Annotated in this window: 29 protein-coding genes and 1 tRNA gene; 9 read left to right on the forward strand and 21 right to left on the reverse strand. The window is 53.7% G+C overall.

Annotation, left to right across the window (positions count from 1 at the left end; genetic code table 11):
- Nucleotides 1-97: 97 nt before the first annotated feature.
- The 7 genes from MKZ35_RS04515 to MKZ35_RS04545 form a co-directional block, all read right to left on the reverse strand.
- Complete coding sequence (locus MKZ35_RS04515) at nucleotides 98-769, reverse strand: DUF7010 family protein (protein ID WP_482512009.1); 672 nt, start codon at nucleotides 767-769, stop codon at nucleotides 98-100.
- 30 nt (nucleotides 770-799) lie between these two features.
- Nucleotides 800-1723 carry an alpha/beta fold hydrolase gene (locus MKZ35_RS04520; RefSeq protein ID WP_482512010.1) on the reverse strand — a complete coding sequence of 308 codons (924 nt, stop codon included), beginning with the start codon at nucleotides 1721-1723 and terminating at the stop codon, nucleotides 800-802.
- A 208-nt stretch (nucleotides 1724-1931) separates the two neighbouring features.
- Nucleotides 1932-2177 (reverse strand): T9SS type A sorting domain-containing protein, encoded by a 246-nt coding sequence (locus tag MKZ35_RS04525; protein WP_482512011.1) that lies wholly within the window; start codon nucleotides 2175-2177, stop codon nucleotides 1932-1934.
- A 108-nt stretch (nucleotides 2178-2285) separates the two neighbouring features.
- A complete protein-coding gene (locus tag MKZ35_RS04530; RefSeq protein ID WP_482512012.1) occupies nucleotides 2286-3110 on the reverse strand; it encodes a matrixin family metalloprotease in 825 nt (274 codons plus the stop codon).
- Nucleotides 3111-3116: 6 nt separating this feature from the next.
- Nucleotides 3117-3500, reverse strand: a complete 384-nt coding sequence (locus MKZ35_RS04535; protein ID WP_482512013.1) for a hypothetical protein — start codon at nucleotides 3498-3500, stop codon at nucleotides 3117-3119.
- A gap of 205 nt (nucleotides 3501-3705) precedes the next feature.
- Complete coding sequence (locus MKZ35_RS04540) at nucleotides 3706-4023, reverse strand: outer membrane protein assembly factor BamE (RefSeq protein WP_482512014.1); 318 nt, start codon at nucleotides 4021-4023, stop codon at nucleotides 3706-3708.
- A gap of 114 nt (nucleotides 4024-4137) precedes the next feature.
- Nucleotides 4138-4440, reverse strand: a complete 303-nt coding sequence (locus MKZ35_RS04545; RefSeq protein ID WP_482512015.1) for a sll1863 family stress response protein — start codon at nucleotides 4438-4440, stop codon at nucleotides 4138-4140.
- Between the two features lie 306 nt (nucleotides 4441-4746).
- On the opposite strand from MKZ35_RS04545, the gene MKZ35_RS04550 reads away from it, so the two are divergent.
- Nucleotides 4747-5196, forward strand: coding sequence for an energy transducer TonB (locus MKZ35_RS04550; protein ID WP_482512016.1), 450 nt, complete (start codon nucleotides 4747-4749; stop codon nucleotides 5194-5196).
- A gap of 12 nt (nucleotides 5197-5208) precedes the next feature.
- Here the strand turns inward: MKZ35_RS04550 and MKZ35_RS04555 are convergent, their stop codons facing one another.
- Nucleotides 5209-5766, reverse strand: coding sequence for a hypothetical protein (locus tag MKZ35_RS04555; protein WP_482512017.1), 558 nt, complete (start codon nucleotides 5764-5766; stop codon nucleotides 5209-5211).
- Nucleotides 5767-5877: 111 nt separating this feature from the next.
- On the opposite strand from MKZ35_RS04555, the gene MKZ35_RS04560 reads away from it, so the two are divergent.
- Nucleotides 5878-6687, forward strand: coding sequence for a hypothetical protein (locus tag MKZ35_RS04560; RefSeq protein ID WP_482512018.1), 810 nt, complete (start codon nucleotides 5878-5880; stop codon nucleotides 6685-6687).
- A gap of 231 nt (nucleotides 6688-6918) precedes the next feature.
- Here the strand turns inward: MKZ35_RS04560 and MKZ35_RS04565 are convergent, their stop codons facing one another.
- Nucleotides 6919-8154 (reverse strand): PQQ-dependent sugar dehydrogenase, encoded by a 1236-nt coding sequence (locus tag MKZ35_RS04565; RefSeq protein ID WP_482512019.1) that lies wholly within the window; start codon nucleotides 8152-8154, stop codon nucleotides 6919-6921.
- A 922-nt stretch (nucleotides 8155-9076) separates the two neighbouring features.
- On the opposite strand from MKZ35_RS04565, the gene MKZ35_RS04570 reads away from it, so the two are divergent.
- Nucleotides 9077-11194, forward strand: coding sequence for a TonB-dependent receptor family protein (locus MKZ35_RS04570; RefSeq protein ID WP_482512020.1), 2118 nt, complete (start codon nucleotides 9077-9079; stop codon nucleotides 11192-11194).
- 283 nt (nucleotides 11195-11477) lie between these two features.
- Here the strand turns inward: MKZ35_RS04570 and MKZ35_RS04575 are convergent, their stop codons facing one another.
- The 4 genes from MKZ35_RS04575 to MKZ35_RS04590 all read right to left on the reverse strand — a co-directional run bounded on the left by MKZ35_RS04575 (nucleotide 11478) and on the right by MKZ35_RS04590 (nucleotide 14018).
- Entirely contained in the window at nucleotides 11478-12296 is an 819-nt protein-coding gene (locus MKZ35_RS04575) for a universal stress protein (RefSeq protein WP_482512021.1), read from the reverse strand.
- Between the two features lie 146 nt (nucleotides 12297-12442).
- Nucleotides 12443-12937, reverse strand: coding sequence for a GNAT family N-acetyltransferase (locus MKZ35_RS04580; RefSeq protein WP_482512022.1), 495 nt, complete (start codon nucleotides 12935-12937; stop codon nucleotides 12443-12445).
- A 280-nt stretch (nucleotides 12938-13217) separates the two neighbouring features.
- A complete protein-coding gene (locus MKZ35_RS04585; RefSeq protein WP_482512023.1) occupies nucleotides 13218-13451 on the reverse strand; it encodes a hypothetical protein in 234 nt (77 codons plus the stop codon).
- 81 nt (nucleotides 13452-13532) lie between these two features.
- Nucleotides 13533-14018 (reverse strand): hypothetical protein, encoded by a 486-nt coding sequence (locus MKZ35_RS04590; protein WP_482512024.1) that lies wholly within the window; start codon nucleotides 14016-14018, stop codon nucleotides 13533-13535.
- A gap of 195 nt (nucleotides 14019-14213) precedes the next feature.
- Here MKZ35_RS04590 and MKZ35_RS04595 point away from each other — a divergent pair, with 195 nt between their 5' ends.
- Entirely contained in the window at nucleotides 14214-14498 is a 285-nt protein-coding gene (locus MKZ35_RS04595) for a GNAT family N-acetyltransferase (RefSeq protein ID WP_482512025.1), read from the forward strand.
- A gap of 70 nt (nucleotides 14499-14568) precedes the next feature.
- Here MKZ35_RS04595 and MKZ35_RS04600 read toward each other — a convergent pair whose 3' ends face one another.
- Entirely contained in the window at nucleotides 14569-14940 is a 372-nt protein-coding gene (locus tag MKZ35_RS04600) for a hypothetical protein (protein WP_482512026.1), read from the reverse strand.
- A 240-nt stretch (nucleotides 14941-15180) separates the two neighbouring features.
- Nucleotides 15181-15681, reverse strand: a complete 501-nt coding sequence (locus MKZ35_RS04605) for a fasciclin domain-containing protein (RefSeq protein ID WP_482512265.1) — start codon at nucleotides 15679-15681, stop codon at nucleotides 15181-15183.
- A 526-nt stretch (nucleotides 15682-16207) separates the two neighbouring features.
- Between MKZ35_RS04605 and MKZ35_RS04610 the strand changes: the two genes are divergently transcribed.
- Nucleotides 16208-16687: a hypothetical protein gene (locus MKZ35_RS04610; RefSeq protein WP_482512027.1), complete on the forward strand. Its 480-nt coding sequence runs from the start codon at nucleotides 16208-16210 to the stop codon at nucleotides 16685-16687.
- A 4-nt stretch (nucleotides 16688-16691) separates the two neighbouring features.
- Here the strand turns inward: MKZ35_RS04610 and MKZ35_RS04615 are convergent, their stop codons facing one another.
- Nucleotides 16692-17096 carry a hypothetical protein gene (locus MKZ35_RS04615; RefSeq protein ID WP_482512028.1) on the reverse strand — a complete coding sequence of 135 codons (405 nt, stop codon included), beginning with the start codon at nucleotides 17094-17096 and terminating at the stop codon, nucleotides 16692-16694.
- Nucleotides 17097-17418: 322 nt separating this feature from the next.
- Here MKZ35_RS04615 and MKZ35_RS04620 point away from each other — a divergent pair, with 322 nt between their 5' ends.
- Entirely contained in the window at nucleotides 17419-17973 is a 555-nt protein-coding gene (locus MKZ35_RS04620) for an NUDIX hydrolase (protein ID WP_482512029.1), read from the forward strand.
- Between the two features lie 99 nt (nucleotides 17974-18072).
- On the opposite strand, the gene MKZ35_RS04625 is transcribed toward MKZ35_RS04620, so the two are convergent.
- Entirely contained in the window at nucleotides 18073-18558 is a 486-nt protein-coding gene (locus tag MKZ35_RS04625; RefSeq protein ID WP_482512030.1) for a phosphoribosyltransferase family protein, read from the reverse strand.
- A gap of 285 nt (nucleotides 18559-18843) precedes the next feature.
- On the opposite strand from MKZ35_RS04625, the gene MKZ35_RS04630 reads away from it, so the two are divergent.
- Together MKZ35_RS04630 and MKZ35_RS04635 are read left to right on the forward strand one after the other, a co-directional pair.
- Entirely contained in the window at nucleotides 18844-19485 is a 642-nt protein-coding gene (locus MKZ35_RS04630) for a response regulator (protein WP_482512031.1), read from the forward strand.
- Between the two features lie 220 nt (nucleotides 19486-19705).
- The gene (locus MKZ35_RS04635) at nucleotides 19706-22075 is read left to right on the forward strand and encodes a sensor histidine kinase (RefSeq protein ID WP_482512032.1); all 2370 of its coding nucleotides are present in this window, start codon (nucleotides 19706-19708) and stop codon (nucleotides 22073-22075) included.
- A gap of 272 nt (nucleotides 22076-22347) precedes the next feature.
- Here the strand turns inward: MKZ35_RS04635 and MKZ35_RS04640 are convergent, their stop codons facing one another.
- The 3 genes from MKZ35_RS04640 to MKZ35_RS04650 form a co-directional block, all read right to left on the reverse strand.
- A complete protein-coding gene (locus MKZ35_RS04640) occupies nucleotides 22348-22578 on the reverse strand; it encodes a hypothetical protein (protein WP_482512033.1) in 231 nt (76 codons plus the stop codon).
- A gap of 1242 nt (nucleotides 22579-23820) precedes the next feature.
- Nucleotides 23821-24159, reverse strand: a complete 339-nt coding sequence (locus MKZ35_RS04645) for a hypothetical protein (RefSeq protein ID WP_482512034.1) — start codon at nucleotides 24157-24159, stop codon at nucleotides 23821-23823.
- Between the two features lie 270 nt (nucleotides 24160-24429).
- A tRNA-Arg gene (locus MKZ35_RS04650) sits at nucleotides 24430-24501 on the reverse strand.
- Nucleotides 24502-24635: 134 nt separating this feature from the next.
- Between MKZ35_RS04650 and MKZ35_RS04655 the strand changes: the two genes are divergently transcribed.
- The gene (locus MKZ35_RS04655) at nucleotides 24636-25172 is read left to right on the forward strand and encodes an Ohr family peroxiredoxin (protein ID WP_482512035.1); all 537 of its coding nucleotides are present in this window, start codon (nucleotides 24636-24638) and stop codon (nucleotides 25170-25172) included.
- Between the two features lie 83 nt (nucleotides 25173-25255).
- On the opposite strand, the gene sucC is transcribed toward MKZ35_RS04655, so the two are convergent.
- Entirely contained in the window at nucleotides 25256-26458 is a 1203-nt protein-coding gene (gene sucC / locus MKZ35_RS04660) for an ADP-forming succinate--CoA ligase subunit beta (protein WP_482512036.1), read from the reverse strand.
- Nucleotides 26459-26532: the final 74 nt, after the last annotated feature.

A 26532-nucleotide genomic window follows, 5' to 3' on the forward strand; every position in this document is an offset into this window, starting at 1 on the left:
TTCTTATAGATTCACTTGCTACTCCTACATCAGCACGCAAGATGCTTCGCTACCGCTCTGCATGACGTTATGATTTCAACATGACATATAATTTAATTTAAGCTAACTGCTCCTGCGCCACCTGATTTACTGGCGCGGAATGCAGATATATTGCTTTGTTTTTTCGGTAAGAAACAGAAATTATAATACTCAGCACCACAAGTGAAAGGGCGATAAAAAGCGGAATCAAATACAGGTCTTGGTCGGTAACATTCAAGCCGATAAACAGGCAGCCAAAAGCAATGACGCCAGCCATAACCGCGTACGCTTTTACATTATAAAACCAGGCATAAGGGAAAAAATGGGCCCCGGTTATAATGCCATAGGTCATGATAAAATATTGGGGCTGTTTGATATACACAAAAATCAAAAACGGAAAATAAAAGAGCTGGGCAAAATTCAGCCATAACCCCAGCGGCTCCAACGGATTATCTTTAATGGTCCAGGTAGTCCTGAATAATTTGGAAAAAGTAAAGGCCAACGGCAGCATCGCGCCACTAACTATGAACGTGTAAAGGGCATTGAGGCCCGGCGGGTTGGGCTGCAGCCAGATAACGGTAATTGCCGACCACAAGATGCTGGCCGCCACGATAAAATCAATGCCGTTTTTTGCCTTCACCGACAGTTCAAGTCTTAGGGCAGTGAAGTCTTTTTCGAGTAGCATTAGTGGCAGACTTTTAGTGATTTTGTAGATGATGATTTTCCCTTTCACCGGTACCCAGAGCTTCATCTGAATACCGGTGAAGGCGAAGAGAAATGGCTATTTTTTGGCAATACCGTTCTGCTTCAAAAATGCATCGGTTTGGGCGAAAAACCACGCCGTGTCGTCCCACATCAGGAAGTGCTTGCCGGCCTCCGACATTTCGATGCGGTGCTGGGGCAGCTTGGTGTATTGCTGGGCGAAAATGGCGCGGGTGCTCTCCTTGGTCGAGCCGTACGCTTTGTAGGCGGCCCAGGCACCGAGCACCAGCGCGGGCTGCTGAATGCGGCTTAGGTCGGGGCGCAGGTCGGTGGTGTACATATCGTACATGGCCTGAGCCACGGTGCGCACGTCCGAATCCTGGCCCCAGCGCGTGGCCTGGCTGATGCGGGCCGTGTCGGTTATCAGGCCAGCCACCATCTGGCGCTGAGCGGCAAGCGGTAATTTGCCCGTCATCTGCTGGCGCATGCCTTCGGCCATGGGCCTGGCCGCTTCGGCCGTCATAGCGGGGTTTTGGATGGCCGACAGAAAAGGCAGCGAATCCACAATCACCAGCGGGCCAACGGCTTCTGGCGCGGTGGTGCTCATCCAAAGCCCCAAAAAGCCCCCCAGACTGTGCCCAACTACTACTGGCCGGCTCAGCTTCTGGGTTTTGATGTAGGTAAGTAGCTCGTCGCGGACGGTCTGGAGCAGATGCTCCGGCGTGGCTGCCTGGGCCGGCTGACCGCCAAAACCCGCCAACGAGACTACGTGGCACTGGTACTGTTTCTGGTAGCGCGCTACGGTTTCGTCCCACACGGCGCCGGGGCAGGTGAGGCCCGGAATCAGCAGCATCGGGCGACCTTTGCCGGTTACTTTCACCGAAAAAGAAGGGTGGGCGGCGGGGTTGTCGGCGGCAAATAGGAGTGCAGGCAGGCAGAAGCTCAGCAGCAATAGCAGGATGAGCGAGTAGCAATACTGGCGGAAGGAGGAGAACTGGTTCATGGCTGAGGGTTTTGAGGTGGATAACTGACTCAAACCTAGTCGTGAATTTGCCCCCTGGAAACGAAATTTCAGCGAACGGTAACTGCGGCAGGTTAATGGTGAATAAATCGGCTGAATGGAAAAAGCATAGCGCACGAAAAAGCCCCCCAAAGATGCTTCGGGGGGCTTTTTTAGGTAAGTTCGTTGAGCCAGCAACTAATAAAAAGGTTTATTTTTGAATGGAAATCTGTTTGCGCAAGACTGACTTACCTTGCTTTACTTCGAGGAAGTATATTCCTGCTGGTATATCATGCGTGGTAATTTCTATGCGTCCCGTTTGGGTACTTTCCATCTTTTGCGCTCGTGAGTGCTTATCGAACAAGATAGCCTCAAAGGCGCTTGAAACTGGCTTTCCGGTAGTGTCAACAGTTTCAACCGCAAACTGGTCAATTGCTGGGTTTGGATAAACTGACACGGCGGCATTTGCAGTACACTCTGGATAGAAGAGCTGCTCTGCATTGATATTCAGCCCACAAGCATTGATTGCCTCTACTCGAATATTGTAGCTGCGGTCACAAACTCCTCATGTGATTGGAATAGTCACAAATTCTCCATGTTGACTATGCATGACCCCATTTTTGTACCAATTGTAAGAGGTTGCCCCCGGTACGTGGTTGACGGAAGCTTTAATACGCCATAAATATGAATCTACAAATCCCTCAATAGCGACAAAATTACCATTAGAAGGACCATATATGCTTTGAATGCCAGCTATATCGTCTGGGCCAAGAGATCGGTTCGGGCCAGTATAGAAGCGTTCCATTACTGATCCGGAAATAGTGGTGTGGTCTAAGCCGAGAGCATGGCCAATTTCGTGGGCGGCAACGCTTACTAAGTCAATAGATGGGAAGAGTGGAGTGGGTGGTGCTACCCAATTTTCGCTTTCGTCAAAGTGAATATCACCAGGTAGAGGGTTACCACCTGGAGGAGGATAAAATGCATGGGCCAGTACACCATTAGTTCCGTCAAATGGAAATCCATCCCCATGGTCGCCAATTTTCCAGGAAATAACTATATCAGCCTCCGCTTGTGTACAGGCTTCGACGAATGCCAAGTCTGCTTGTAGTGCCCAGAGTACAAATGCATCCCTGATGGCTTGGCGCTCATCATTTCCAGCAATATCATCTGTACCGTTAGTAAAAAAATAGGTTAGAATGCGGCTGTTCCATCTGCTACCCTGCGCTACGAAATTGGTTGTAACGCCATCTTTATCAATAGAGAACTTTCCTCGAGCAGCATTGGAGGTAACCGTAGTTGTCCAATGATCGTATAATAATTTTTTCTTCTGTGCGAAAGAAGTTCCAACCGCTGAGAAAATGAGAAGGATAAGGAGTAGAGTCTTTTTCATAACGCATTACTGAAATTTCTTTGATTCTATTTTGGATATTTCTAAATAGTAATAACTCAAACCGCCGATTTCTGGTCGCTTTTCACATTCGCGGTAAGTTCCGCTGAAGGTTACTTTTAAACCATCCTGTTGTAAGCTAACGGGTAGATCACCACAGATGAATGCTATAGTTTGATTATCAAAAGTTCCAGATGTGCTTGAATGAACAGCATACCTCTGTTCTGCTTTATTAAACCATATCACACCGTTTTCATTAGAAATATCCTTGACCTTCATCCGTTGAGGTTCACACGTTTGTTGTACAGTAGGGTCTGAAGCATCTTCCTTTTGGCAGCTAGGACTGGTTAATACGACTGCGCAGAATAGCCAATAAAGTGATGAAGTTCTCATATGAGAGTAGGATAATGTTAGTGATGACTTTGTGACGAAATATAAAAAAATATTGTTGCATATAACAGCTTAACCCTATTGATAACAATTAGTTAGCATTAATAAAAAAGGCATTAAGAAGTTTAGAGGCTTTTCTATACTAGGCAGACGTCAGGTTCTCGCGGAGGCTTTCTGAGAAATACTACTGCTTGTTAATTGTAAACTCTCAGTTGCCCGTTGGACGCTCGGAGCCGGAGGCTTGGGGGGCGCAGGCTTTGGCTTTGACCTTGCCATCGTTGCCAAACTCGATGCGGATGGGGCTGGTGTCGGTGGCGCTGCCAAAGAGGTAAGACCATGTTTGGCTGGGCGCGGCGGTGGTGTCGCGGCCCGTGGGTTCCCCCATGAGGCGGCGCACCTGGTCTTGGGTCATCCCAATTTCTACTTCGGCGCAGCTGGCGGCGTTTTGGTAGCTTTCCTGAGCCGTGCAGGCCGGCAGCAGCAGCAGGGAGGCAGTCAACGCTGCCAACGGGAAGATGTTTTTCATAGGTTGTAGGGAGTTGGTGGGGTGGTGAAGGGTGAAGGTGCGAGGGATGAAGTAGTGAAAGCTCAGGCGCGCTGGTTTCATCCCTCGCACCTTCACTCTTCACCACCTCACGCTTTAAATCAAGTTGCGCAAATCGTCGCGCAGGGTATCGATGCCGCGCCGAATCTCGTCCCAGGTGCTGGGCGCGCGGTTGGCGCTGTCGGTGTCAGGGCCGAGCATTTCGGCCAACTTGGCGCGCTTTACTTCCAGGGCCGCCACATGCTCGTGGTAGGTGTGGTGGGAGCTGGCGGTGGTGGCGTGGGCGCGGTTTTGCAGCGTTTTGATTTTGCTATCCAGCTCATCCAATGCTTGTTGCAACTCGGCATCGGAGAGGTGGTTAGGCACGCGCATGTTTTCGGGTTTGGGAGTATAGGACATACAGGTTCGGCAAAAGCGGCGGCCCGCACGGGCTCACCAAAAGAAACGGATAGTGGAGCTGTTTCTATGTACTGTTTTTACCCGATAAAGGATACCAGCTGTGTTACTAACTGATGTTACGCGGCATATTAGTCGATTGCTTGGAAAGGATGTTTCCTGAAGCAGCAATAGCTTCTTTCTGAGGCAGAGGTGCAGTTGCCGCGTAACATCAGTTACTAACACAACCACAACACAAGCATAATCCAGCCGTCACTGCCGAGCTTGGTTGGTCCCGTAGCTTTACGGCGTTATTCTACCTGCTGCTTCATGCCGTCGCGCCTTTTTATTCTGCTTTTCTGCTTGCTGCTCAATAGCTGGGCAGCAGCTCAAATACTACCTGTCGTAGCCAGCGCCGATAGCACCGCGCCGTCTGGCTCTGCCGCATCCGATCCAGCCGAAGTCATTCATCTTTTCGCCGATGAGATGCCCACCTTTCCCGGCGGCGACCTAGCTTTTCAGCATTTTATCCGGGCCAAAATAAGCTACCCAGCTGCTGCCCTCAACAAGGGTATTTCGGGGAAAATACACGTGCGCTTCATCGTCGATGCCGATGGTCGCATTCGTGATGCCGAAGTACTAAAGGGTCTCGGATACGGCCTCGACGAAGAGGCGTTGCGCTTGGTTCGCATCATGCCCTGGTGGACGCCCGGCCGCCTCAATGGCCAGCCCGTGCGCGTGTCCTACACGCTGCCCATCGTTTTTCGCGCATCCGAATAACGAAATCAAGCCCTAAAAAGCCCCCCAGTGCGGCGGCAAGCCCAGCTCCCGTGCCAGCGGCGCGGCGCCCGACGCCCACAAGCCGGTCAGCAGCGCATTGATAGCGTCGGCCAGCTCCAGGTGATAGTCGGGGTGGAGCTTCTCGGCTTGTCGCAATGCTTCCTGCGCGCGGCGTGCCAGGTGCTGAAGCAACGGCTGCGTGGGGCCGTGCAGCCGGGCTACGGCGGCCGGTTGGTGTTCCAATACACGGTTGAGCAGGCGTACCGTTAGCTCTACTTCTCCAAACGCGTCGCCCGTGATTTTGGCGTGGTAGCTAATGCGGGCCTGCAATTGGCGCACGATAACCAGTAAGTCGTTGGGCGTTTGGTGGTAACCGCGAATAGGGTCGTCGATCTGGGTGCGCAGAAACGTGCGACGGTCTTCCAGGGCTTCCGGGCCTTCGAGCAGGCGAAAGGCCAGCTGTTCGGTGAGTACGGCATCCTGGCTCACTAGGCGGGCGAGAAGCTGGTCTTTCTCCTTCTGGGGTAGGTTGAGGAGAGCTTTGCGCAGGTCGGGTAGGAGGGCAGCCATAGATGTTTCAAAACTACAAAACTGCCTGCTACTCACCACAAGGCCCGGTTTGGCTGTATCTTGCAATGCAGCCGCTCGCGGCGGCCTCCACTCACCTTACTGCTCTCAGCTATGCGTTCGTTTTCTCAATTTCTGCGCCTGGCCGCAGCTCTCGTTATTAGTGGGTTGTTGCTATCTGGCCCGGCTCAGGCCCAAAAAGCGTCGGCGAAAAAAGGCGCGTACCCGGCCGCCGAAGGGTTCGACCAAGCCGGCTCCGATCCACAGGCTATAGCCATTGCCGACAAAGTGATGAACGCCATGGGCGGCTACGATGCCTGGCGCAATACCCGCTTTCTGGCCTGGAGCTTCTTTGGGGGGCAATATCAGATCTGGGACAAGTACACCGGCGATTTTCATTGGGAAAAAGATACGCTGGTGGCTAACTACAACCTCAACACCAAGAAGGGGGAAGTGTACAGCCGTGGCCAGGATATTTCGGCCACGCCCGCCGGCCAAAAGGTGCTCGACCGCCTCATGCCCATCTGGATTAACAACTCCTACTGGCTCGTGATGCCCTTTAAGCTCAAAGACTCCGGCGTGACGCTGACCTATAAAGGCGAAGGCAAAACCATGGACGGCGCCGCGGCTGACATCCTCCAGATGACCTTTAAAAACGTAGGCGTAACGCCCCAGAACCGCTACGAAGTGCTGGTAAACCGCGCTAACAACCTGGTAGAGGAGTGGGCCTACTTCCCCAAGGCCACCGACGAGCAGCCCGCCTTCCGCCGCCGCTGGAACGACTACGCCAAGTACGGCCAACTCATGCTGGCCGCCGGCCGCTCCGAAGCCACCAAACCCGGTGGTCTTGAGAACATTGCCGCCGCCCAAACAGTACCCGAAGGCATAATGACCAGCAAAACGCCCGTCGCGAAGTTGAAGTAAGTCAAGCAGCTTTAGGTAATGCAAACGCCAGAATAGCCGCAGCGCGGCGGCAGGTTTGTAGATAAAAGCGTCGGAGATAATAAAGCCGCATAGCGGCGACAGATCAGTTAGGGCGGGTATCCTAGCTATTCTGTCGCCGCTATGCGGCTTTGGTCATTCTGGTATTCGTTTTCTACAAACCTGTCGCCGCTACGCGGCTGACTCTTGGAATGGACTGTTGCCAAACTATTCTCAACGGCCCGTCTGTGCTTTCTTCGTGGATTTGTTCCCCGGCGCGGCCCCGGCATATGCCACGCGGTAAATCACTCCGTTCGCGTCGTCCGATACCAGCAGGGAGCCGTCGGCGTGCTGGGCGATGCCACAGACGCGGCCAAACTGCTCCTTGTTGTTATTTACCAGCCAGCCCGTCACGAAATCCTCGAACTTCTCGGGCTGGCCCTGGTCGTTGAAATGCACGCGCACGATTTTGTAGCCGCTGGGTTCGGCGCGGTTCCAGGAGCCGTGCATGGTCACGAAGGCATCGTTCTGATACTCTTTGGGAAATTGCCCCCCGGTATTGAAAATCATGCCCAGCGGGGCCGAATGAGCGGTGTAGAGCAGCTTGGGCTTCTCGGTTTTGGCCGCGTACTGCTCGTGGGTCAGGCCGCCGGGCGGCTCGTCGGCGGGGTTGGCTTTGCCGTCGGCAAACACGAAAGGCCAGCCGTAGTTGGCGCCTTCTTTTATCTCGTTCAGCTCCTCACGCTGATCTTCGTCGCCGAGCCAGTCGATGCCGTGGTCGAAGCCGTAGAGCACTCTCGTAGTGGGATGCCAGCCGAAGCCGATAGTGTTGCGCAGGCCCTTGGCCACCACGCGCCGGCCCGAGCCGTCGGGCTTGATTTCCAGCAGGGTGGCATTTTCCTTATTGGGCTCGTCGCAGGCGTTGCAGGTGCTGCCTACCGAGAGGTAGAGCTTGCCATCGGGTCCGAAATTGAGCGTGCGGTTGGGGTGCTGGCCCGCGTCGGGCAGGTCTTTGTACAGCGTTTTTAGCTCGCTCAGAGTGCCGTCGGCCTGCACGTCGGCGGCGTACACTTCGCGCACGGCGGCTATGTAGAGCTTGCCATCTTTCAGGGCCAGTCCGTGCAGATTATCGCGCTGGGCTACCTGCTTCGTGAGGTCGGCTTTACCGTCTTTGTTGGTGTCGCGCAGCAGCGTGACGGTGCCTTTGTCGCGGTTGCTCACGTACACGTCGCCGTTGGGCGCTACGGCTAGCATCCGGGGCTTTTCGAGCTTGTCGGCAAACTTGGTAACGGCAAAGCCGGCAGGTGCTTTGAGCTGAGCTACGCGGGCGTCGGTGGCTTCTACCTGGCCGGGCTTGAAGATGTTGCCTTTGTAGGAAGCCGTTACGGTTTTCTGATAATCGTTCTGGGCAACAGCAGTAAAGGCCGAGCAGAGCGCCGCGGCCGTGAGCGTATTTCTAAGGATGGTCATAGCTGAATAGATGAGGTCGTTCTATTCAACTGACAATCGGGAGCTTGGGTTTCGAGAGGTTAGAACGGCCTTTAAGTTTTTGCCCTTAAGTCTTCCAGAGCCGATACCTCAACAAAGTTTATATACCTAGTTCTGGTGCAAAGGCTGGTGTGATAGAAGGACTTAACCTTGCTTGCACTAGGAAAGTGACGGTCATTCAAATTCGCATAAACTAGATATGTAGTCCCTGCCTTAAATACTCTGCCACAGGCAGATTCCTCTGCGTCGCTAAATACAGTTGCGAAAGTATTAGTTGTTTTACCTTTTAACAGACGTTAAACAGAAAAGGTATAGCTAATAAGGTTGTCGCGTTGCACATACCGCGTTTTTCCATCCGTCCCATGCACAGTGTCAGTGGTAACTAAAGTCTCCAACTTAATGACTTTGCCAACGAAAACCAGATCAGCTTTCTCATAAGCCTTTGTAATTCTTTTTGCTGTTGATGTCTCGGTTTCCACACATGAGCAAGCCCAACTCCTAGTAATTGGTAACCAGACTAATATCAGCGCCAGCAGGCCCGGCGGAAGCAGCAGTTTGCGACGGTGGCGACGCGGGATGTAGAGCATAGCTGGCGGTGATAAGGGAGGTGATGTAAGGTAAGAATAAGCCAATATTCTTTAGCTGATTTCACTATAGGCGGTCATGCAGAGCGCAGCGAAGCATCTCGCGTGCTGATGTTGCTTTAAAGCAGGCGGTCATGCTGAGCTTGTCGAAGCATCTCTACTGAGTAGCAACTCAACGAAGCGAGCGAGATGCTTCGCTGCGCTCTGCATGACCGCCTAATAGGGAGATGCTTTCAAGGTTTAAATTGACCTGGGGGGCTTTTTTACTAACCTGTTCCGTTGCTTTCCCGTTCGGGCAAAGGTTACGCTACACTTCCCCCATGCTTCTTCGTTACTGCCAGCCGCTGCCGCTGCTTTTGCTGCTTCAGCTTCCTCTGCGCGCCCAAACCCCCGATACTGCCCGCACCGTGCGCTTGCCCGAGGCTACGGTAGTCGGCTACGGCCAGAATTTGCCGCTGCGGCGCACGGCGGCCGGCGTGAGCGTACTCGATGCCACCGTTATCGACCGCTTCAACCAGACTTCGCTTACTCAGGCTGTAAATACGCTGCCGGGCGTGCGGCTAGAGGAGCGCGCCACGGCCAGCTACCGCCTCAGCGTGCGCGGCAGCACGCTCCGTTCGCCGTTTGGGGTGCGCAACGTAAAGCTCTACTATAATGATATTCCCTTCACCGAAGCCAGCGGCAGCAGTCCGCTCAACCTGCTCGATCCGGCTTCTATTGGGAGGATTGAGGTAATAAAAGGTCCGGCGGGCAGCGTGTACGGCGCCGGCACTGGTGGCGCGGTGCTGCTGAGCACCCGGCGGCCAACGCCCGGTGAGGCGCGGGTGCAGGCCGGATTTACGGCCGGAAGCTTCGGGCTGCGCCGTTACTCAGTGACAGCCGAAACGGGCTCAGCCACGGCTAGCCTGCGGGCCCAATACACCCGCCAGACCCTCGACGGCTACCGCCAGAACAGCGCCCTGCGCCGCGACGTGCTGACGTTGGACGGCGAATTTGTTCCTTCCGAGCAGCGCACCATCTCGGTCCATGCCCTCTACACTGATCTGGATTATCAGATTCCGGGCAGCCTCACCAGAGCGCAGTTTGAGCAGAACCCGCGGCAGGCGCGGCCAACCGTAGGTACCCAACTCGGCACTATAGATCAGCGGGCTGGCTACGCCTCGCGGACGGCGCTGCTGGGCGTCACGCACGACTATCGGTTTACCAGCCGTTGGTCGAATAAGACGACGTTGTATACCTCGGCTACTACTATTAAAACCCCATTTTTGGTTGATCTGGAGCGGAATACGGCGCTGGGCTGGGGCGGGCGCTCGGTGTTTGGCTACCGCGCCGCGCTGGCGGGCCGGGTGCTGCGCCTGAGCGCCGGGGGCGAGTTTCAGAACAGCTTCGAGGATGCGCGCAACTACCAGAACCGGCGCGGCACGCCCGGCCCACTGCGCTACGACGACGAAATCAGTACCAGCGTCGGTTTTGGCTTTGCGCAGGCCGATTGGGAGCTGCCCGCCGATTTTCTGCTTACCGCGGGTGCCAGCCTAAACGGTCTGCGCTACCGCATTGCGCGGGTGTCGAATGCGGCCGCACGGCCGGATAGCTTCGCGTTTCGGCGCAACTTCCGGCCCGTAGTGTCGCCGCGTGTGGCGCTGCTCAAGGAAATCACCTCTCAGATATCGGCTTACGCCAGCGTGAGCAACGGATTTTCGCCCCCCAGCGAGGAGGAAATTCGCCCCTCCGATGGCAGCCTCAACCGCGACCTGGAAGCTGAGCGCGGCACCAGTTACGAGGTGGGCACGCGGGGTAATCTGTTCAATAATCGCCTCACCTTCGACGTGGCTCTGTTCGATTTCCGTTTGAAACAAACCATTGTCACGCGCACTACGGAAGCGGGCGTGAATGTGTTTTTTAATTCTGGCTCCACCCGGCAGCGCGGCGTGGAGGCGGCATTGAGTGGCTGGCTGTGGCGGCCCGTTGCTAGCTCCTTAGGGGGCATTTCTGCTGCTGCAAACAGCTTACCAACCGGCCTGCGCGCCTGGGCCAGCTACGCCTACAACCATTTCCGCTTCCGCGACTACCAGCAGGGCGACCAGGACTACAGCGGTAACCGCCTCACCGGCACGGCCCCGCACACGCTCACCGCCGGCCTCGATTTCAGCCAGCAGCACGGTTTTTATCTGCAGCCCACGCTCAGCCATCAGGCTCAGATTCCTCTCAACGACGCGAATACGGTGTATGCCGCTGGCTACTGGACGTTTGCCACGCGCGCCGGCTGGCGGCGGGTGCTGGGGGGCAAATTGGAGACAGACATCTTCGCTGGCCTCGAAAACGCCACCGACCGGCGCTACAGCCTTGGCAACGACTTGAACGCCTTTGGCCAACGGTATTTTCAGCCCGCACCAGGACGAAACTGGTATGGCGGCGTGCAGCTGGGTTGGCGCTGGTAGGCTGCCTGGCTGAGAAGCTATTTAGCTTAGTTTCTCAGCTACCAGATAGGTTTATGGACGCAAAATTTCGCGTCTCCTTGCGGGAGAATCGTTTAACGACGAGCCACAGGTGGGTGGCGGCCTGCGCATCAATCTGGGCTCCTTGCGGGGGAAGCGTTCAACGGCGAGACGCAAAATCTTGCGTCTCTACATCCTTCCGCCAGTTAAGGATTAACGCAAACTGCTTCTGAGAAAACGCAGTCGCACTTCCTAAAGATAAAAAAGCACCCGTTCCGGCCTAATCCTACGGCTGAGCCGGCAATACCAGCACCGGGCCCCGGCTGTGCCGAACCACCCGCGCCGATACACTTTGGTAAAATAGCCGTTGCAGAATGCTGTGCTGCCGGGCAATAAAAATCAGCAAGCCCATGCCATCTTCTTCTACCGCCGTCAAAATGCCTTCTACGGGCCGAAGGTGACGCTGTCCGCGCATCGTGACGCGCTGAAAACCAGCAGTGAGGCCACTTTTTTCAACTTGCTGATAAGCCAGCGACGAGGTGTCGTCGTCTTCGGGCTCCACTACGTGGGTAATGTTTATCGTGGCATTCAAGGCGCTCAGCAGGTGTTGACCAAATTCCATTACCTGCGGGCTCAGCGAAAAGGGCTGATTATCAGCTGCAATAGTTACGCGGCCCAGATTAGGCTTGGCTGGCGCCGTAACGGGTACTACCAGCAGCGGCACGGGCGTATGACGCAACAGGTTCAACGAAGTAGTATCAATTAGCTCATCGGGCTTGTTGTAGTCGGGGCGGCCCAGCACGATAAGCTGGGGCCGATGCTGAGCTACGGCCGCCGCTACCGCATCTTCCAGTAAATCATTGGAAATATCCACCGTGACCGGCACCATCAGGCCTGCCGTGCGACTACTCAGCTCCGTAGCAATTTCGCCCTCACTTCGATGCGGAATGCGGCCGGTCAACGCCTCCGGATCGAGCAGGGAAGTGCGGCGCACGTGCAGCAGTATTATGGGCGCCTGCAACTCCGTGGCAATAGCGGCGGCGTACGTCAGGCCGCGGTCGGCGGCGGGCGTAAAATCGGTGAGGAGTAGGAGGGGAGCGGACATACTAGGCGCGTAAGGAATCGGAGATATCTACTGCTATACGTCGCCGCTGTAGTCAGGATGCTTACCGGAGGCAGGCGGGGAGCAGTTTGAGCAGGAAAGCGCGTTAAGCTTCTGAGCAAGTAAGACAAAGAAACTCAAACGCGGTATTAAGTGCCCACCACGGCGCTGCGGCGCTCCAGCAGCACCGTGTTGCGCCACACGCCGGCCAGCTTGCCGATACGCTCGCGTTTCCCCACAACCCGAAAACCATTTGCTTCATGGAGCCGAATACTAGCCGTGTTTTCGGGAAAAATACCTGCTTGTAAGGTCCAGATGCCATTCTTCTCTGACTCATCTATCAGCGCGCTCAATAGCTGCCGACCCACGCCCTGCCCGCGGGCGGCATCGGCTACGTACACGCTTACCTCGGCCACGCCCCCGTACACGCACCGCCCCGATACCGCCGACAAAGCCGCCCAACCCAGCACTTTGCCCGCCGCATCGGTGGCCACCAGCCGGCTATGCGCCAGATGTCCGGCGTTCCAGGTTTCCCAGGTCGGGCTTTGGGTTTCAAAAGTGGCGTTGCCGGTAGCAATGCCTTGATTATAAATAGCTTCTACCGCAGGCCAGTGAGCGGCCGTGAGGGGTGACAGTGTCGGCATGGGCGTGGGAGTGGGAGTAGGCAGACAGCTAGCGGGCTTTTATGCGCTGTTGCTTGAGCAAAGTGTTGGGAGCAATGCGTAATCGGCACAAGTATACTTAGGACTTCAGACAGTGTGGTTTTTCCTCAACAACCTTTAAAATTCAGCTTGCTTACATGTGTATTATAAGCTGCGCCGACAGGCAAAGTTGGTTAGCAGCTTTAAGATTAAACTAGTATCGTGCACTCACAAAAAAGCCCCCCAGCATATGTCTGGGGGGCTTTTTTGTGAGTGCACGATACTAGTCTTCGTCTGACACCTGCTCCGCGCCGGGGTTCATGCGCTCATCGGTCATGTCGGAAGTGTCGGGGTCAGGGGTGGTGCCATCCAACACCTGACCGTGCGTGGCGGCGTCCAGCATGGCGGCTGAGCCGGCGCTTTCGTCGGAGGCGGCATCTACGCGGGGTGCGTCGGTGGGCTGAGTGGCGGCGGGGTTAATCTGTTGCTTACTGGCTTTTTCTTCGGGCGTTTTCATCGGAGTGCAAATTCAAAGTGAAAGAAAAAGCCGGGCCTCGCAGCTCGCGACGCCCGGCTTTTTCCAAAAAACAGAATCAGCTTAGTTGGCAGCGGGCCGATATTCTTCGTCCGTATCAATGTCAGCTTGGGTGGTACGGTTGGCGGGCTCAGCAGTTTCCCAGTTGCGGGTGCCGCTGCCGTAGCGCGGATCGTCGAGCTTGGCGGCCTCGCGCCGGTCGTCGGCTTCGTCGTTCATGGTAGCCTGCACGACCTCATTGTTTAGGTTTTGAGGAACCGAGCCACGCTGGTCGGGGGCTGGCGTACTCGGCGCAGCGGCACCGGCACCGTCGGGGTTCGTGCCGGCGGCCACCGGGCCATTCATTTCCTCATCCGAGAGGGGCGCGTGGCCAAAGTCGCCGTAGTTGGGCGTATCCCGCGAGGTCTGGGGCACGGCGTTTTTGCCAGCTGTTCTTCCGGTAGTGTTCTCCGGATTTTCATGGGCTAGCTTAGCGCCTAACTTCTCGTTTTCGGCCAGCGAACGGTTGTTATTGTCGTCCGTATCTGGCTTATCTTCTTGTGTTTTCATAGGGCAGGTGGTATGAAGTGTGAGAGTGAAGCAAGACACTTGGTATCAAGCAACTAGTTGGCTAGTACGCAAAAGGATGGTTTAAGGGTCAACAAAATTCCACCCATTTGGCCCCGGCCGCGTAATGAATAGCAGCCCGATCTGCTTGTTAGTCACGGCCAGGCTTACTTTTCTACAGTTACTATTCTTACGCACATGGCCATTTCCGTCACTCATAATGAGCAAGACCAGTCATTTTACGCTACCGTGCACGGCTATGAGGCGGAGCTGGCGTACAGCAAACCCACTGCCGACAGCATTGATTTCAATCATACGTTCGTAGATGAAAACCTGCGCGGCCAGGGCGTGGGTGAAGAAATGGCCCGCACTGCGTTGCAATACGCCCGCGACCAACACTTCAAGGTGCATACCAGCTGCCATTTTGTGGCGGCCTTCGTTGAACGCCATCAAGCCGAATACCAAGACTTAGTGTCAAAGTAAAGCCTGCCGGCAGCGCGAACTCCAGAGTTCGCGTTGCCGGCAGGCTTTATCCAACGGTAAGAAAAGCGGTTTACTCGCCGCGGTTATTGTCTTCGAGGCGGCTCGACTGCGCAATAAGCGGGTTGATTACGCTGTCGCTGATACCGGACTTGCCATCCGGCGCCGGCTCGTCGAGGAGCTGACCGTGGGTTTCGCGGTCCAGCATCGACGTTTGGGCATCGGCAGGCTCACTAGCCGGCGTATCCTGCGGCTTCGAGGGGTTGCGGGGCTGTGGCTCCTGCATCTCAGGCAGCGTATAGAGGTTTTCGCCGGGCCGATGCTCATCGGACGTTCCGGGAAATGCGGCGTTCGGGTCAGCGGTAGTGGCCGGCTGGTTCTGCGTAGTCCGACGTGGGGGCTTCTCGTCGGGGTTCTGGGGGGCGTTTTTCGAAGAATCTTTCATAGGTAGGTAGAGGTTGACAGCCTGTTTGGGACAGTATCCTCTTTCTACGCAAAACGCTTACTCAACAACTGTTGCCGCCCTAAAAAATATTTTGTTCGAGGGTAGGCTAGCAGAAACTTTCAACATGAAGCTAACCTTACAATAGCCTGGCTTGCCGCTGCATTGCCCCAAGCCGACTGATCACAAAAAAAGCCCCCCAGACTACTCTGGGGGGCTTTTTTGTAAATTACTAGCAGCAGACTATTTGGTCGGCATCAACACGCTGTCGATAACGTGGGTCACGCCATTACTGGAAATCACATCGGCGGTGGTCACGGTGGCCATGCCGCCTTTCGCGTCCTTCAGCATTACACTGGTGCCGCTTTTCATCACCGTCAGGGTTTCGCCCTGCACGGTGGTTAAGGTTTGGCCATTTTGCAGGTCTGCGGCGCGTACGGCGCCGGGCACTACATGATACGTTAGAATGGTGGTGAGCTTGGCTTTGTTTTCGGGCATTACCAAGGTGTTTACCGTACCAGCGGGCAGCTTGTCGAAGGCAGCGTTGGTAGGGGCAAAAACGGTAAAAGGTCCGGCGCTTTTCAGCGTTTCCACCAAGCCAGCCGCCTTTACAGCCGCCACCAGCGTGCCGTGTTCCGACGACATCACGGCGTTGTCGACAATGTCTTTGCTCGGCACCATCATGGCGCCGCCCACCATCACACCTTCGGCGCTGCTCATGGGCAGGTCGGCGGCGTTTACCATCGTTTCGGCGGCTTTGCCGGGCTTGCCCTTGGCTTTCATTTTGTCGCCGGCGGCCGTCTTCCCCTTCATTTTCATCTTCCCATCGTCGGCCATCTTGGTCTTCGACATGTTGCCGTCTTCCTTGGTTTTAATCTTGTCGGCGTCCGACTTGGTTTTGGCGTTGGTTTGGGCTAGGACCGGCGTAATCAGGCTTACAGTTAAAGCGAACGTGAGGGTAGTCAGCAAAGACTTTTTCATTACAATTGAATTAGGAAAAAAAGGATTTAGCCTTCTATACGGTAACTCGATAATATTGGATTATAAAAACAAGCTGAACGGATAGTAAAAAAGCGAACTAAAAGTAATAGCTAGTTGCTAAACGACTACTAAAACCTCTTATAGTAGCTTTTAAGTCAATTTTAGTCACTACTATAGTAAGTAATCGACTGCCTGATTTGTATTAGTTAACATTTGCTGCGACCCATAAAAATTATATATTTGCCCTTGCAAGACTGTCGTTCCTACCTATAATAACAGTAAAGAAGTAATGGTAGGCAGCACGCGCTATCTTGATCAGCAGAATGGCTTTCGTGAGGTTCGGTTTGGACAGAAAGTAAACGACCTGAGCGGGCTGGTGCTCGTATCGGTGCTACATGACCCGCGCATAGCCACTTATGCCCGTGAGCTGGAGGAGCCGCTGTACTTAAACTATCCGCTTCGGCAGATTCACTACCGCTTTTTCGACCAGCAGCTCTACCGCATCGACTTACTGGCCACCGGCAATGATGTAATAGCCGGTCTGCGGCAAGAATTTATTCGGCTCTACGGCTCACCTGCCAGCGGCCCGTTGGGGGAGGAGTGGGTAGGGCAGCAGGTAACGGCTTCTATTCTTCCGTTTCGCACCCGCACTGAGAATGCGTATTTTACCCTGAGCAGTCAGGCGCTTATGGCTAGCGTCACTGAATACGTGTATCATCGGGGCCTGGCGGCGGACGAGCAGAGCGAGGAAAGTTTGGGTATCAGTTAGTTTACTAGGCTTTTTGTAGCCATTCGGCCGCTTCCTGTACTGTTGAAAAAAAGTTGTAGCGCAACTTATGTGTCAGGCCATTGCCAACGGAGCGAGCCGCGAGCCTGCTTAGGGGCGCTTCGGCTTCTACTATGGCGCATCTGTCGTAGCCAGCCTCCGTAATAGCCCGCGGCACCCACTGAATGGTAAGCCACTCCTGAGTCTGCGTTGGCATAGGTGGCCGCTTCCCGTGCACACTCATAAGCTGCGTGGTGCTATAATAATGCATAGCTCGTAGTACGTGCTCATATATCGCCTGCAAATCGGCCATTGATATAGGCGTTGGTTGCCACGTAACACGCAGATAGCCCGGCGCGTGGTAGGTGATGGCGGCGGCAGCGTTGTGGAAATACTGAGTAGCGATGCTCACAAATTGGGAAGATAATAACAAGCAAAGAAGTAGCGGGCGTCAGCGCATCTACTGCCCGCTGGAGAAAGTTATACTTGAGGTTAATAGTCTGAAAGGCTCCGGACAAGCGCCAACAAGAACAACAATTCAATATACTTAGTTAGTCGCCATTGTTGCAGTAATCTAGCCAAAACGCCTGCGGATACAGCGTCGATTGGTGCTGCCTGGAGTCATCTGCACCAGAAGCAACGGAAAGAAATTGTCAATACAACTGATAGCGCTTCCTAATGCAGAGCTACAAACTCGTTTAGTACCTTGCCATTTGTTTTATAACAAACCCAACATGACCAAAAAGATTGAGCCTTGGAAGACGCTTAAATCGGAGCTGATCTTTGATCATCCGTGGTATAAAGTTCGTCGCGACCATGTAGAACTGCCCGATGGACAACAGCTTGACGATTATTATGTGAGTGTGCGCCATAACGTGGTGCTGATATTTGCCGTAACCGAGGACGAGCAAGTCGTATTGGTTCGCCAGTACAAGCACGGCATCGGCCAGATACTCATTGAAGTACCCGGTGGGGTGATAGACGATGATGAAAATGCCCCCCTGGAAGCGGCCAAGCGCGAGCTATTGGAAGAAACCGGCTATGCCTCCGACGAGGTAGAGCTGTTGCTGGAAGTAAATGACAACCCCACCAAAGACACGAACACTACTTCCTTCTTTCTGGCCCGCAACGTGCGCCTGGTAGCCCCGCAGCACCTGGACCCAACCGAAAACATTGAAGTACTGACCGCGCCACTCGCAGAAATAGAAAGTATGATTCTTAGCGGCCAGATCCGGGTGGCGGGCTCAGTGGCCTTGTGTCTGTTGGCCCTCCGTAAGCTCCAGCGCTAAAGTAGTGTGGCTGGTGTATAAAGCAGCGGATACGAATGGCTATAAAGGCTAACGCTCAGGAGTTAGCCACGCGCAATGCCTCGGCCACCTCGGCATCCGTCACCGGAAGAAACTTCTCATAAAATTCCCGCATCGCCTGGGCGTGCGGGGGCTTTGCAGATAGATCACCGCGTCGACCATAGTCCGTAGGCGCGCGGTAGTAGCGGGCGTCGCCGCGGGCAGAGCTACTACCAACAGCGCTGGCTTGCGGGCTCGGGCAATACGTAAAGCCGCTACCAGCTGCGTTTCAGCCGCCATGCCGTCGCCCACCACGATTAGCGTTTGGCCCTTATGTGATGAGGGCTGCGTAGGCGCGCCCGCAAGTAGCCCATTTGAAGCAGTATTCTCCTCCATTGTTTCACTACTTAAGCTATCCATAGTAGAAAGAAACTCCAGCGGGAAGCCCAGTAAGCGCGCGAGCACGGAGCCGATTGCAACGCCGCCCCGGTCAACGGCCAGCAGTAGGGCGTCGTCGCCGCGCAAGTGCCAGAGGCGGTCCGTTAAGTGTAAGGCGGCCGATAGTCGGTCAGATAAAATAGTAGTCATCGTTACGGAGTGCAGAGTGTCGGATAATACTGGGCTAAAGTGATATAGGTCAATCTTGCAGGTCTCCGGCCCGGTTACTTTAGTGCTGCCTATACTCGTTTTGAAAAGGGTGGGGGTGCTTATTTTAGTAACTTCAATCACTCTGATCTTTTAAATTGCCTACTGCTACGAATTGTTTTTTAGCTCATTCGCAATTAGTTATATTCATGTAGAAATGCGGGAGAAAAGGGTGGCTTAGCTAGCTGCTCTGTAGGGTGGTTCGGAAGTTTACTTACATTCCCTCCCATGATTCGCCTGTTCTTAGTCGACGACCACTCGCTTATTCGGGATGGAATGAGAGCCCTGCTAACGGGCGCTCCCGAACTGCTTGTAGTAGGCGATGCCAGCAATGGGCAAGAGCTACTAGACCGCCTAGCTACTACTTCCGCCGATATTGTGCTGATGGACCTGCAAATGCCGGTGCTTGATGGGTTCGTTACGTTGCCTTTGCTGCGGCAGCGGTTTCCGGAGGTGCGCGTGCTGATACTCACGATGCTGGCGCATGAGCGGTACGTGGGGCAGGTAATGGAGGCCGGCGCATCGGGCTACATGCTCAAAAGCGCGGATCAGGCCGAAATAATCGCGGCCATTCGCGCTGTTGCGGCCGGTAAGCGCTTTCTGTGCAGCGACATTGGTCTTGCACTGCTGCAAAAAGTCCTTCACCCGGAAGTTTCGACAGATACTAAGAAAGTTGATGGTTTGTCTTACCGGGAGCTGGAGGTTCTCAGGCTTATCGCGGAAGGACTCACCAACAATGCTATTGCTGAAAAGCTATTCGTCAGCAGGCGTACGGTGGAAACGCACCGCCAGAATATCCTGGAAAAGACGCAAGTAAAAAACACGGCGGCTTTAGTTAAATATGCCGTTGAGCACGGCCTGCTTGAATAATCGCAGCCTTACCTGGGTTTGGAAATAATTCTCAACTTAACTGCTTCATAAACCTGGAAATCAAGCCACTGTACGGTGTGCACTGACTACTTCAACAACTGTTATAACCCAGACTTGGACCTCAGCAGGTTCCCTTGCTGTAAACCTTGGGGGGCAAATTTGCCCGTACTTTAACTGTTTGGCTAATAATGGCCGCCGGCTGTAGCAAGTCGTTCCGATCATGGGTAGATTATTTCCTTCTCCATTATCCGCGGAGCTGAGCGCATTGCGCCAGCAAGCATTGCAGCGCTTGTCCGCTGCCAATCCCGCCGGTTTGGCTGAAAAGCTACCGGAAGAGCTTCTGTACCAAACCATGCTGACTTTGCAGCAGGAGGAGCTACACCGAGCTCAGGCGCAGATAAAGGCCCTACAACAAGCTGCCGCAGTGGCCGCCGCCCAATTAACAGCCGCCGCTGACCCCCATGCTGACAAGTTCCGCCGCCTGTTTGAGCACAGTAGCGACGCCGTATTTCTGCTGCTCGATAACTACTTTGTTGACTGCAATGCGGCTATGCTGGCACTGGTCGGAGCCACCAATAAACAGCAGATCCTGGGCCGACATATTGCTGAGCTAGCTCCCCCGCACCAACCCGATGGCCGCCCCAGCCGCGAGCTCGCCGACGAATATTGCCGCCTGGCCGTAGCCCAGGGACGCTATCGCTACGAGTGGTGTGGCCAGCGCTGTACGGGAGAAGAGTTTTGGGGCGAAATCCTGCTCACGCCGGTCCAGATGGATACCCACACGCTCCTGCATGCCGTGTGGCGTGATATTACTCCACTCAAAACAGCCGAGCAGCAACGCCGCGAGAGTGAGGAAGACCGTCGAAGGGCGTTGGAAGCTGCCGGCGTGGGCACCATCATATACTCGTTAGACAGTAAAGAAATAGTGCTCGATGAGCGTGCCCGGACCTTATTAGGCTTACCCCCCGGATCAGGACCTCTGCCCAGTAAGGAGGTTATCAGGCACATATACCCCGAGGATTTGGCCCCTGCTGGCGAGGCTCTGGCGCAGGCTCAACAAACCGGCCAACCCTTGGTATTGGAGTTTCGGGTGGTGCGGTCCGATAACTCAGTGCGGTATATCCGGTTTCGTGGGGAGGTAGAGAGGACTAAAGGCCAATTGGGGCAACTATTGGGAGTAGTACGAGATATAAGCGCCAAACGGGAAGCCCAACAAGAGTTAAGCTATAAAAACCGCCTTTTGGAGCGCGTACTGCATAATATGCCGGTAATAATGGGCAGGCTTACCCATACAGGAGTCTTTCTGGAACTGGTTGGGTTGGGCCTGCGCCGCTTAGATATCCAGGATAATCAGATGCAGGAGGTTAGCATGTATGCTGTCTTTCCCGCGCAGGCCGAGTTCATTGACCGCCTTCTGGCAGGCGAGGCGGTTAATTTTGTAAGCTTTTTTCTTAATCAAGGCGAGCGGGTATACTACCAGAGCTACGGCTTCTTCGACCAGGAAAAGCAGGAAGCTGTCATCTTCTCAATCGATGTTGCCGAGTCGGAACAGATGAAGGAAAGGCTCCGGGCCGAAAAGGTTTTTACCAAGCAAGTACTTGACCACAGCCTTGATGCCCTTATAGCGCTAGACCTGAACCTGCGCGTGACGGCGTGGAACCAGACGGTCGCTCAGTATTCTTCCATACCTGAAGATCAGGCGTTAGGGCATTCGTTTTTCGAACTCCTACCGCACTACCTCGAAACGGCTGAAATGCGCAATCTGCTGAAGCAGGTAAGTGAAGGCAAGCCAATTAATTTGTTTAACCAGCCTCTGAGGCAGCGACCCGGCAGCTACGATATTTACTTCATGCCCCTGCAGAATCCTGACAGGAGCGAGGTGACTGGCATTCTGGTTACCATTCGTGATATAACGGAGCGCACCCGCATGCTCACCGATGCTGTTCATCTTCAGCGCCAGCAGCAGCAAACAGTCGTGCAGGCTGTTTTTGCCGCCCAGGAAGCAGAGCGTAAGCGTATTGCTGAAGCGCTGCACAATGGCGTAGGGCAACTGCTTTATGTTACCAAGCTCAACCTGGAAAACGGAGGGCAGTCCGCTACGGATCCGGCTGTGCTACAAGTGCTGAACGAGGCCATTCAAGCTACCCGCAACGTCTCGCACCAGCTGACGCCCGGCATCTTAGAGGACTTTGGACTACAGGTTGCCTTACAGGAGCTGGTGAAGCACATTCCACCGGGTAAGCTCAACGTTTACCTGCATCTGACTGGCTTGCAGCAGCCCCGCCCGCTGCTCCTCGAACTAGCTGTATACCGCATTATTCAGGAGCTGCTGAGCAACGTCATCAAACACGCTCATGCCCAAGAGGTCCACATTCAGGTAGAGCACGAGGATAAGCAGGTTGTTCTCAGCGTACAGGACAATGGCCAGGGGATGCCCGAATCTCCAGTTCCCACCTCCGATCCGGGGATGGGCATCATAAGCATTCGCAATCGTGCAGAGCTTCTTGGGGGGCGTTTTTCGCTGGAATCACACCCCGAGCGCGGTACCACCGTGCGTGTAGCATTGCCCGTACCTGAGAGTAGCCAATAGATTCACTCTGGCTTTTATGCGTATAAAAACGCCACTTCTTTTGACCAGCTAAGAATTGGCTGTCCCCGGTACTTAGCATCGACCTTCGGGGCCACTGTATGCGAACAGCAGTATGCGCATCGTTGGCTGCACTGCTAAGCCAAGGTAACACGTGCCGCCAAAATCTGGCTTGTTTGTGAGCAGTTGGCTACCGTTGATACCAAATTTAAAGACTATTGAGCGTAACCAGGGGCATAACATAAAGCGCCCAGTAGCTAATCTCTAATCTGCTTTCAAACTGTAATTCGCTTAGTATCAGTTATAAAATTCGTTATTTCTACCTTTATAACTGAGATTGTGCGCTTATCTCCGGTAAAAGATAAAGTATTTGGCTTGCCCTGAATTGGATAGGCTCTATCCTTATCGCGGCCAGTCAAAACCCAAAAAATAAGTGCGGCTGTAACAGCAAAACAAGGTACAGCTATACCTAGCCAGTCTCTGTTTTCAATTAACCACTCAGTCATACTCTATAGGAAAAATACTAACCGTTATAAATATATGTCAAGTTAAGAAGGTTATAAGTGATTATCAAAAAAATATTGTATTAGTTATAAAGGAATATAAAATAAAGAAGTCATTTGCATATTTCCAACCTTTAAAAATAAAGCTATCAAGTGCAGATAAAAACGAATTCTATAAGGCTTGTTCACAAGCTTCAACCTACCACAGCCGGGGCTATAGCTGCCTAGCAGCAAACCCCGAGACATTACTATTGGTGCTGTACTTGTCCAGATTCAATGCTGCTTTAACAACTAGTGCCATATACCAAGCAAAAACCCCTTGAGAACGCAACATATCTGCCTGTTAGCTAAAGTGATAGGGCTAACTTCAGGGCAGCGCTTGAAGGATGGTTAATGCGCTGTTTACTCTGCCTTAACTGCCTTTCTTGTCCCAAGATTAGCTATCAGGACATCACCGTTCGGACGGAAAATATACTTGACTCTGCGAGCTGTCTCATTGTCCGTCACTATCCAATGTTGACTGGTTTGAGCAGATTTGTCCTCCGGATTCTTACTTAAGGGTTGCGAATCGGAGGTGATGTTTAGTAGAGATATTACCATAAAGTCAGTAAAATAAATAGGCTAGTTACAACGCTATTTGCAGACCTCCTAGCTAGTAAGCGCCGATTCAAAAATAATTCCCACTACCACCTTACTAGCCAATTAACCCAAGTTGCGGACTAGTAGCCACCTCGGTCAAGGGTATGGACTTTATCCCCTGTGACTTCGCTTTGTGGGGTCCCGACGATATGCCGCAGGGGAGACTATATTCTAAGGTTTAAGAGCTAATGTGGTAAGCAAGAGCACTTGCCCTGAAGGGCAAGTGCAGCAATGATTTATTGGTATTGAGCGTTGCTTGAAGGCAATGCCGCTTCAAAAAGCAGGATATAGGACAACGGTATTCTTTACCTTGGAAATCAATAAATATTACGCGGCACCCTAGCCGAAAAAGGCCCTGCACAAGCCTTCCTTGCGCTACGCTTGAACTGACTGGTGGTCCTTGCTCGGACGGAGTTTACTAGACCTTTGTACTTTAAGATAAAATGTAAGCTGAGTCGATCATCTTGATTAGTTATAAGAGTTACCTGATTAGGCAAGAGGAGTTTTTATTCCTTCCGTGCCATAAAAATTCCTCTTGCTATGCTCTTAAAAGATGACTAGGAGGCTTGTCGCCAATATGGTGCCAAGGCCAGCAAGTAGGGTTGGTCAGCAGGCCGATTGCCCGCGAGCGTAGCCATCCACTGATCCCGATGCTAGCCAGCAATCCATAGTACCCAATAGGAAGCCCAGCACCGTTAAGACTCGGGCTCCTGCCACCGGAGTGTGGCTGACATTAGCCGGCGCCTGAGGATGAAGGATAATACCGAGCTTCGTGGTGGCAACAGTGGTCACAATAAACGCCACGGCCGCGAAGGCGGCCGTGGCGATGGCCCAGGTAGTAAGGCGGCGCGGGGAGGTAAGCGTGAGCAACGTTCCTAGGAAGGCGGCAGCAAACCCACCGAGAAAGGCGTTGAGCGACCCTAATTGATGGGCAATTTCAGCCAAGTATTCCGGAGCAAGAGACTACATCAAATAGGGACTAGAGTAGGCCAGCAAAATAATAAACTCTCTGGTAAGTGCACCTTCCAACCCTAGAGCAACGAACTGGTACTTGGCCTATACATAGCCGGCTGCCGCGTTGACAGAGGCCTTCTACCTACTAGGTATTAATTCATCTGATGCTATCCGTAAACTTCTATTTGAAGCCACACTTACAAGTGTACTAAGTAAAAACCCTCTGTAAATGGTTTATTTACAGAGGGTTTTTGCTATAAGTGGTCACGCTAGGAATCGAACCTAGATCAAGAGCTTCGGAAACTCTCATACTATCCGTTGTACGACGTGACCGGAAGGTGGGCAAAAGTAGAGAGAAAAATACGCCTGGCCAAACGTGGTGGGCATTTTGCGCGGCTGGGTAGTAGGGTATAACCTTCGAGCGCTAAAATCAGTTAATTCAAACACACAACCCGAACCCTTACCTTATGTCTACTAACGAGAAAAAAACACTGTATACGGCCGATGCTGCGGCCATTGGTGGCCGCAGTGGCCACGTACGCTCCGCTACGGGCATCATTGACCTGGATATGTCGGTGCCCGAGGGCCTGGGGGGCAAAAAAGGTGCTACCAACCCAGAGGAGCTGTTTGCGGCTGGCTATGCTTCCTGCTTTCAGCAGGCGCTATTGGTAATAGCGCAGCGTAACGGCGACCGACTCGACTCACAAAGTGAGGTGAAATGCTCTGTAACTTTGTTTCAGGAAGGCAAAGCCTATGGCCTTAGCGCCATCTTGGACGTTGATTTAAAGATATTCGACGAGCAAAAGACTATCGATATGGTGCGTGAGGCCCACACCATTTGCCCATACTCGGTAGGAACGCGCGGCAATATGGAAGTGGAACTGCGCGTGATGGGCAAAGCCATTCCGGTGGAAGCGGAAGAAAATGCAGGTGTAGCGCAAAACGGCGGCGTAGAGGGCGGAAACCAAAACTCTACCACTGAAAATACGAGCGTTACTGCCTAACTATTGATTTGTAATCCTTCAAGCACAAAAAAGCCCCCCAGAATAGTTCTGGGGGGCTTTTTTGTAAACTAGTTGAGCTAGAACTACGCGTTCTGCGACTCCAGTACTTCCTTCACTTTCTGAGCGGCATCCTTCAGCAGCACGGCCGAAAATACTTTCAGGCCTGACTCGTCGATGATGCGGGCACCTTCCTCGGCGTTGGTGCCTTGCAGGCGCACGATGATGGGCACGCGAATGTCGCCGATGTTTTTGTAGGCTTCCACCACGCCGTTGGCTACCCGGTCGCAACGCACGATACCACCGAATATGTTGATGAGGATGGCCTTCACGTTCGGGTCCTTCAGGATGATGCGGAAGCCAGCTTCTACGGTTTGGGCGTTGGCCCCACCCCCTACGTCGAGGAAGTTGGCAGGCTCACCGCCCGACAGCTTGATAATGTCCATGGTGGCCATGGCCAAGCCGGCACCGTTCACCATGCAGCCCACGTTGCCGTCGAGCTTCACGTAGTTCAGGTTCGACTCAGAGGCTTCTACTTCCAAGGGGTCCTCCTCGTTGGTGTCGCGCAGGGCGGCGAAGTCCTTATGACGGTACAGGGCGTTCTCGTCGAGGGTTACTTTGGCGTCAACGGCCAGGATTTTGTTGTCCGAAGTCTTCAACACGGGGTTGATTTCGAACATAGCCGAGTCGGTCTCGTCGTAGGCTTTGTATAGCGCCGTCACGAACTTCACCATCTCTTTTTGCGCCTCGCCGGTGAGGCCGAGGTTGAAAGCGATTTTGCGGGCCTGGAAGCCCTGCAAGCCGACGCGAGGGTCGATGCGCTCACGGTGAATTTTCTCGGGATGCTGCTCAGCAACTTCCTCGATGTCCATGCCGCCCTCGGTGGTATAGATAATCACGTTCTGGCCCGTGGAGCGGTCCAGCAGTACACTCATGTAGTATTCTTTGGGCTCCGAGTCGCCGGGGTAATACACGTCCTGGGCAATGAGCACCTTGTGTACTTTGCGACCTTCGGCACCTGTTTGCTTGGTAACCAGCTGCATGCCAATGATCTGGCCAGCTATGTCCTTCACTTGCTCGAGGTTCTTGGCCAGCTTTACGCCGCCTCCTTTGCCCCGCCCGCCGGCGTGAATCTGCGCTTTGATAACGTACCAGCTGGTGCCGGTTTCCTCCGTCAAGCGCTTGGCGGCGGCTACGGCTTCCTCGGGCGTATCGGCCACGACGCCTTCCTGAATGCGTACGCCGTAGCTTTTGAGAATTTCTTTACCCTGATACTCGTGAATGTTCATAGAGGTCAGTTCAATGGGGATGATGGGGTGGTGTTCAGTGCACGAAAGTAGGCAAAAATGCGACGCGGGGTGTT

The sequence above is a fragment of the Hymenobacter sp. R533113 genome, assembly GCF_056835965.1.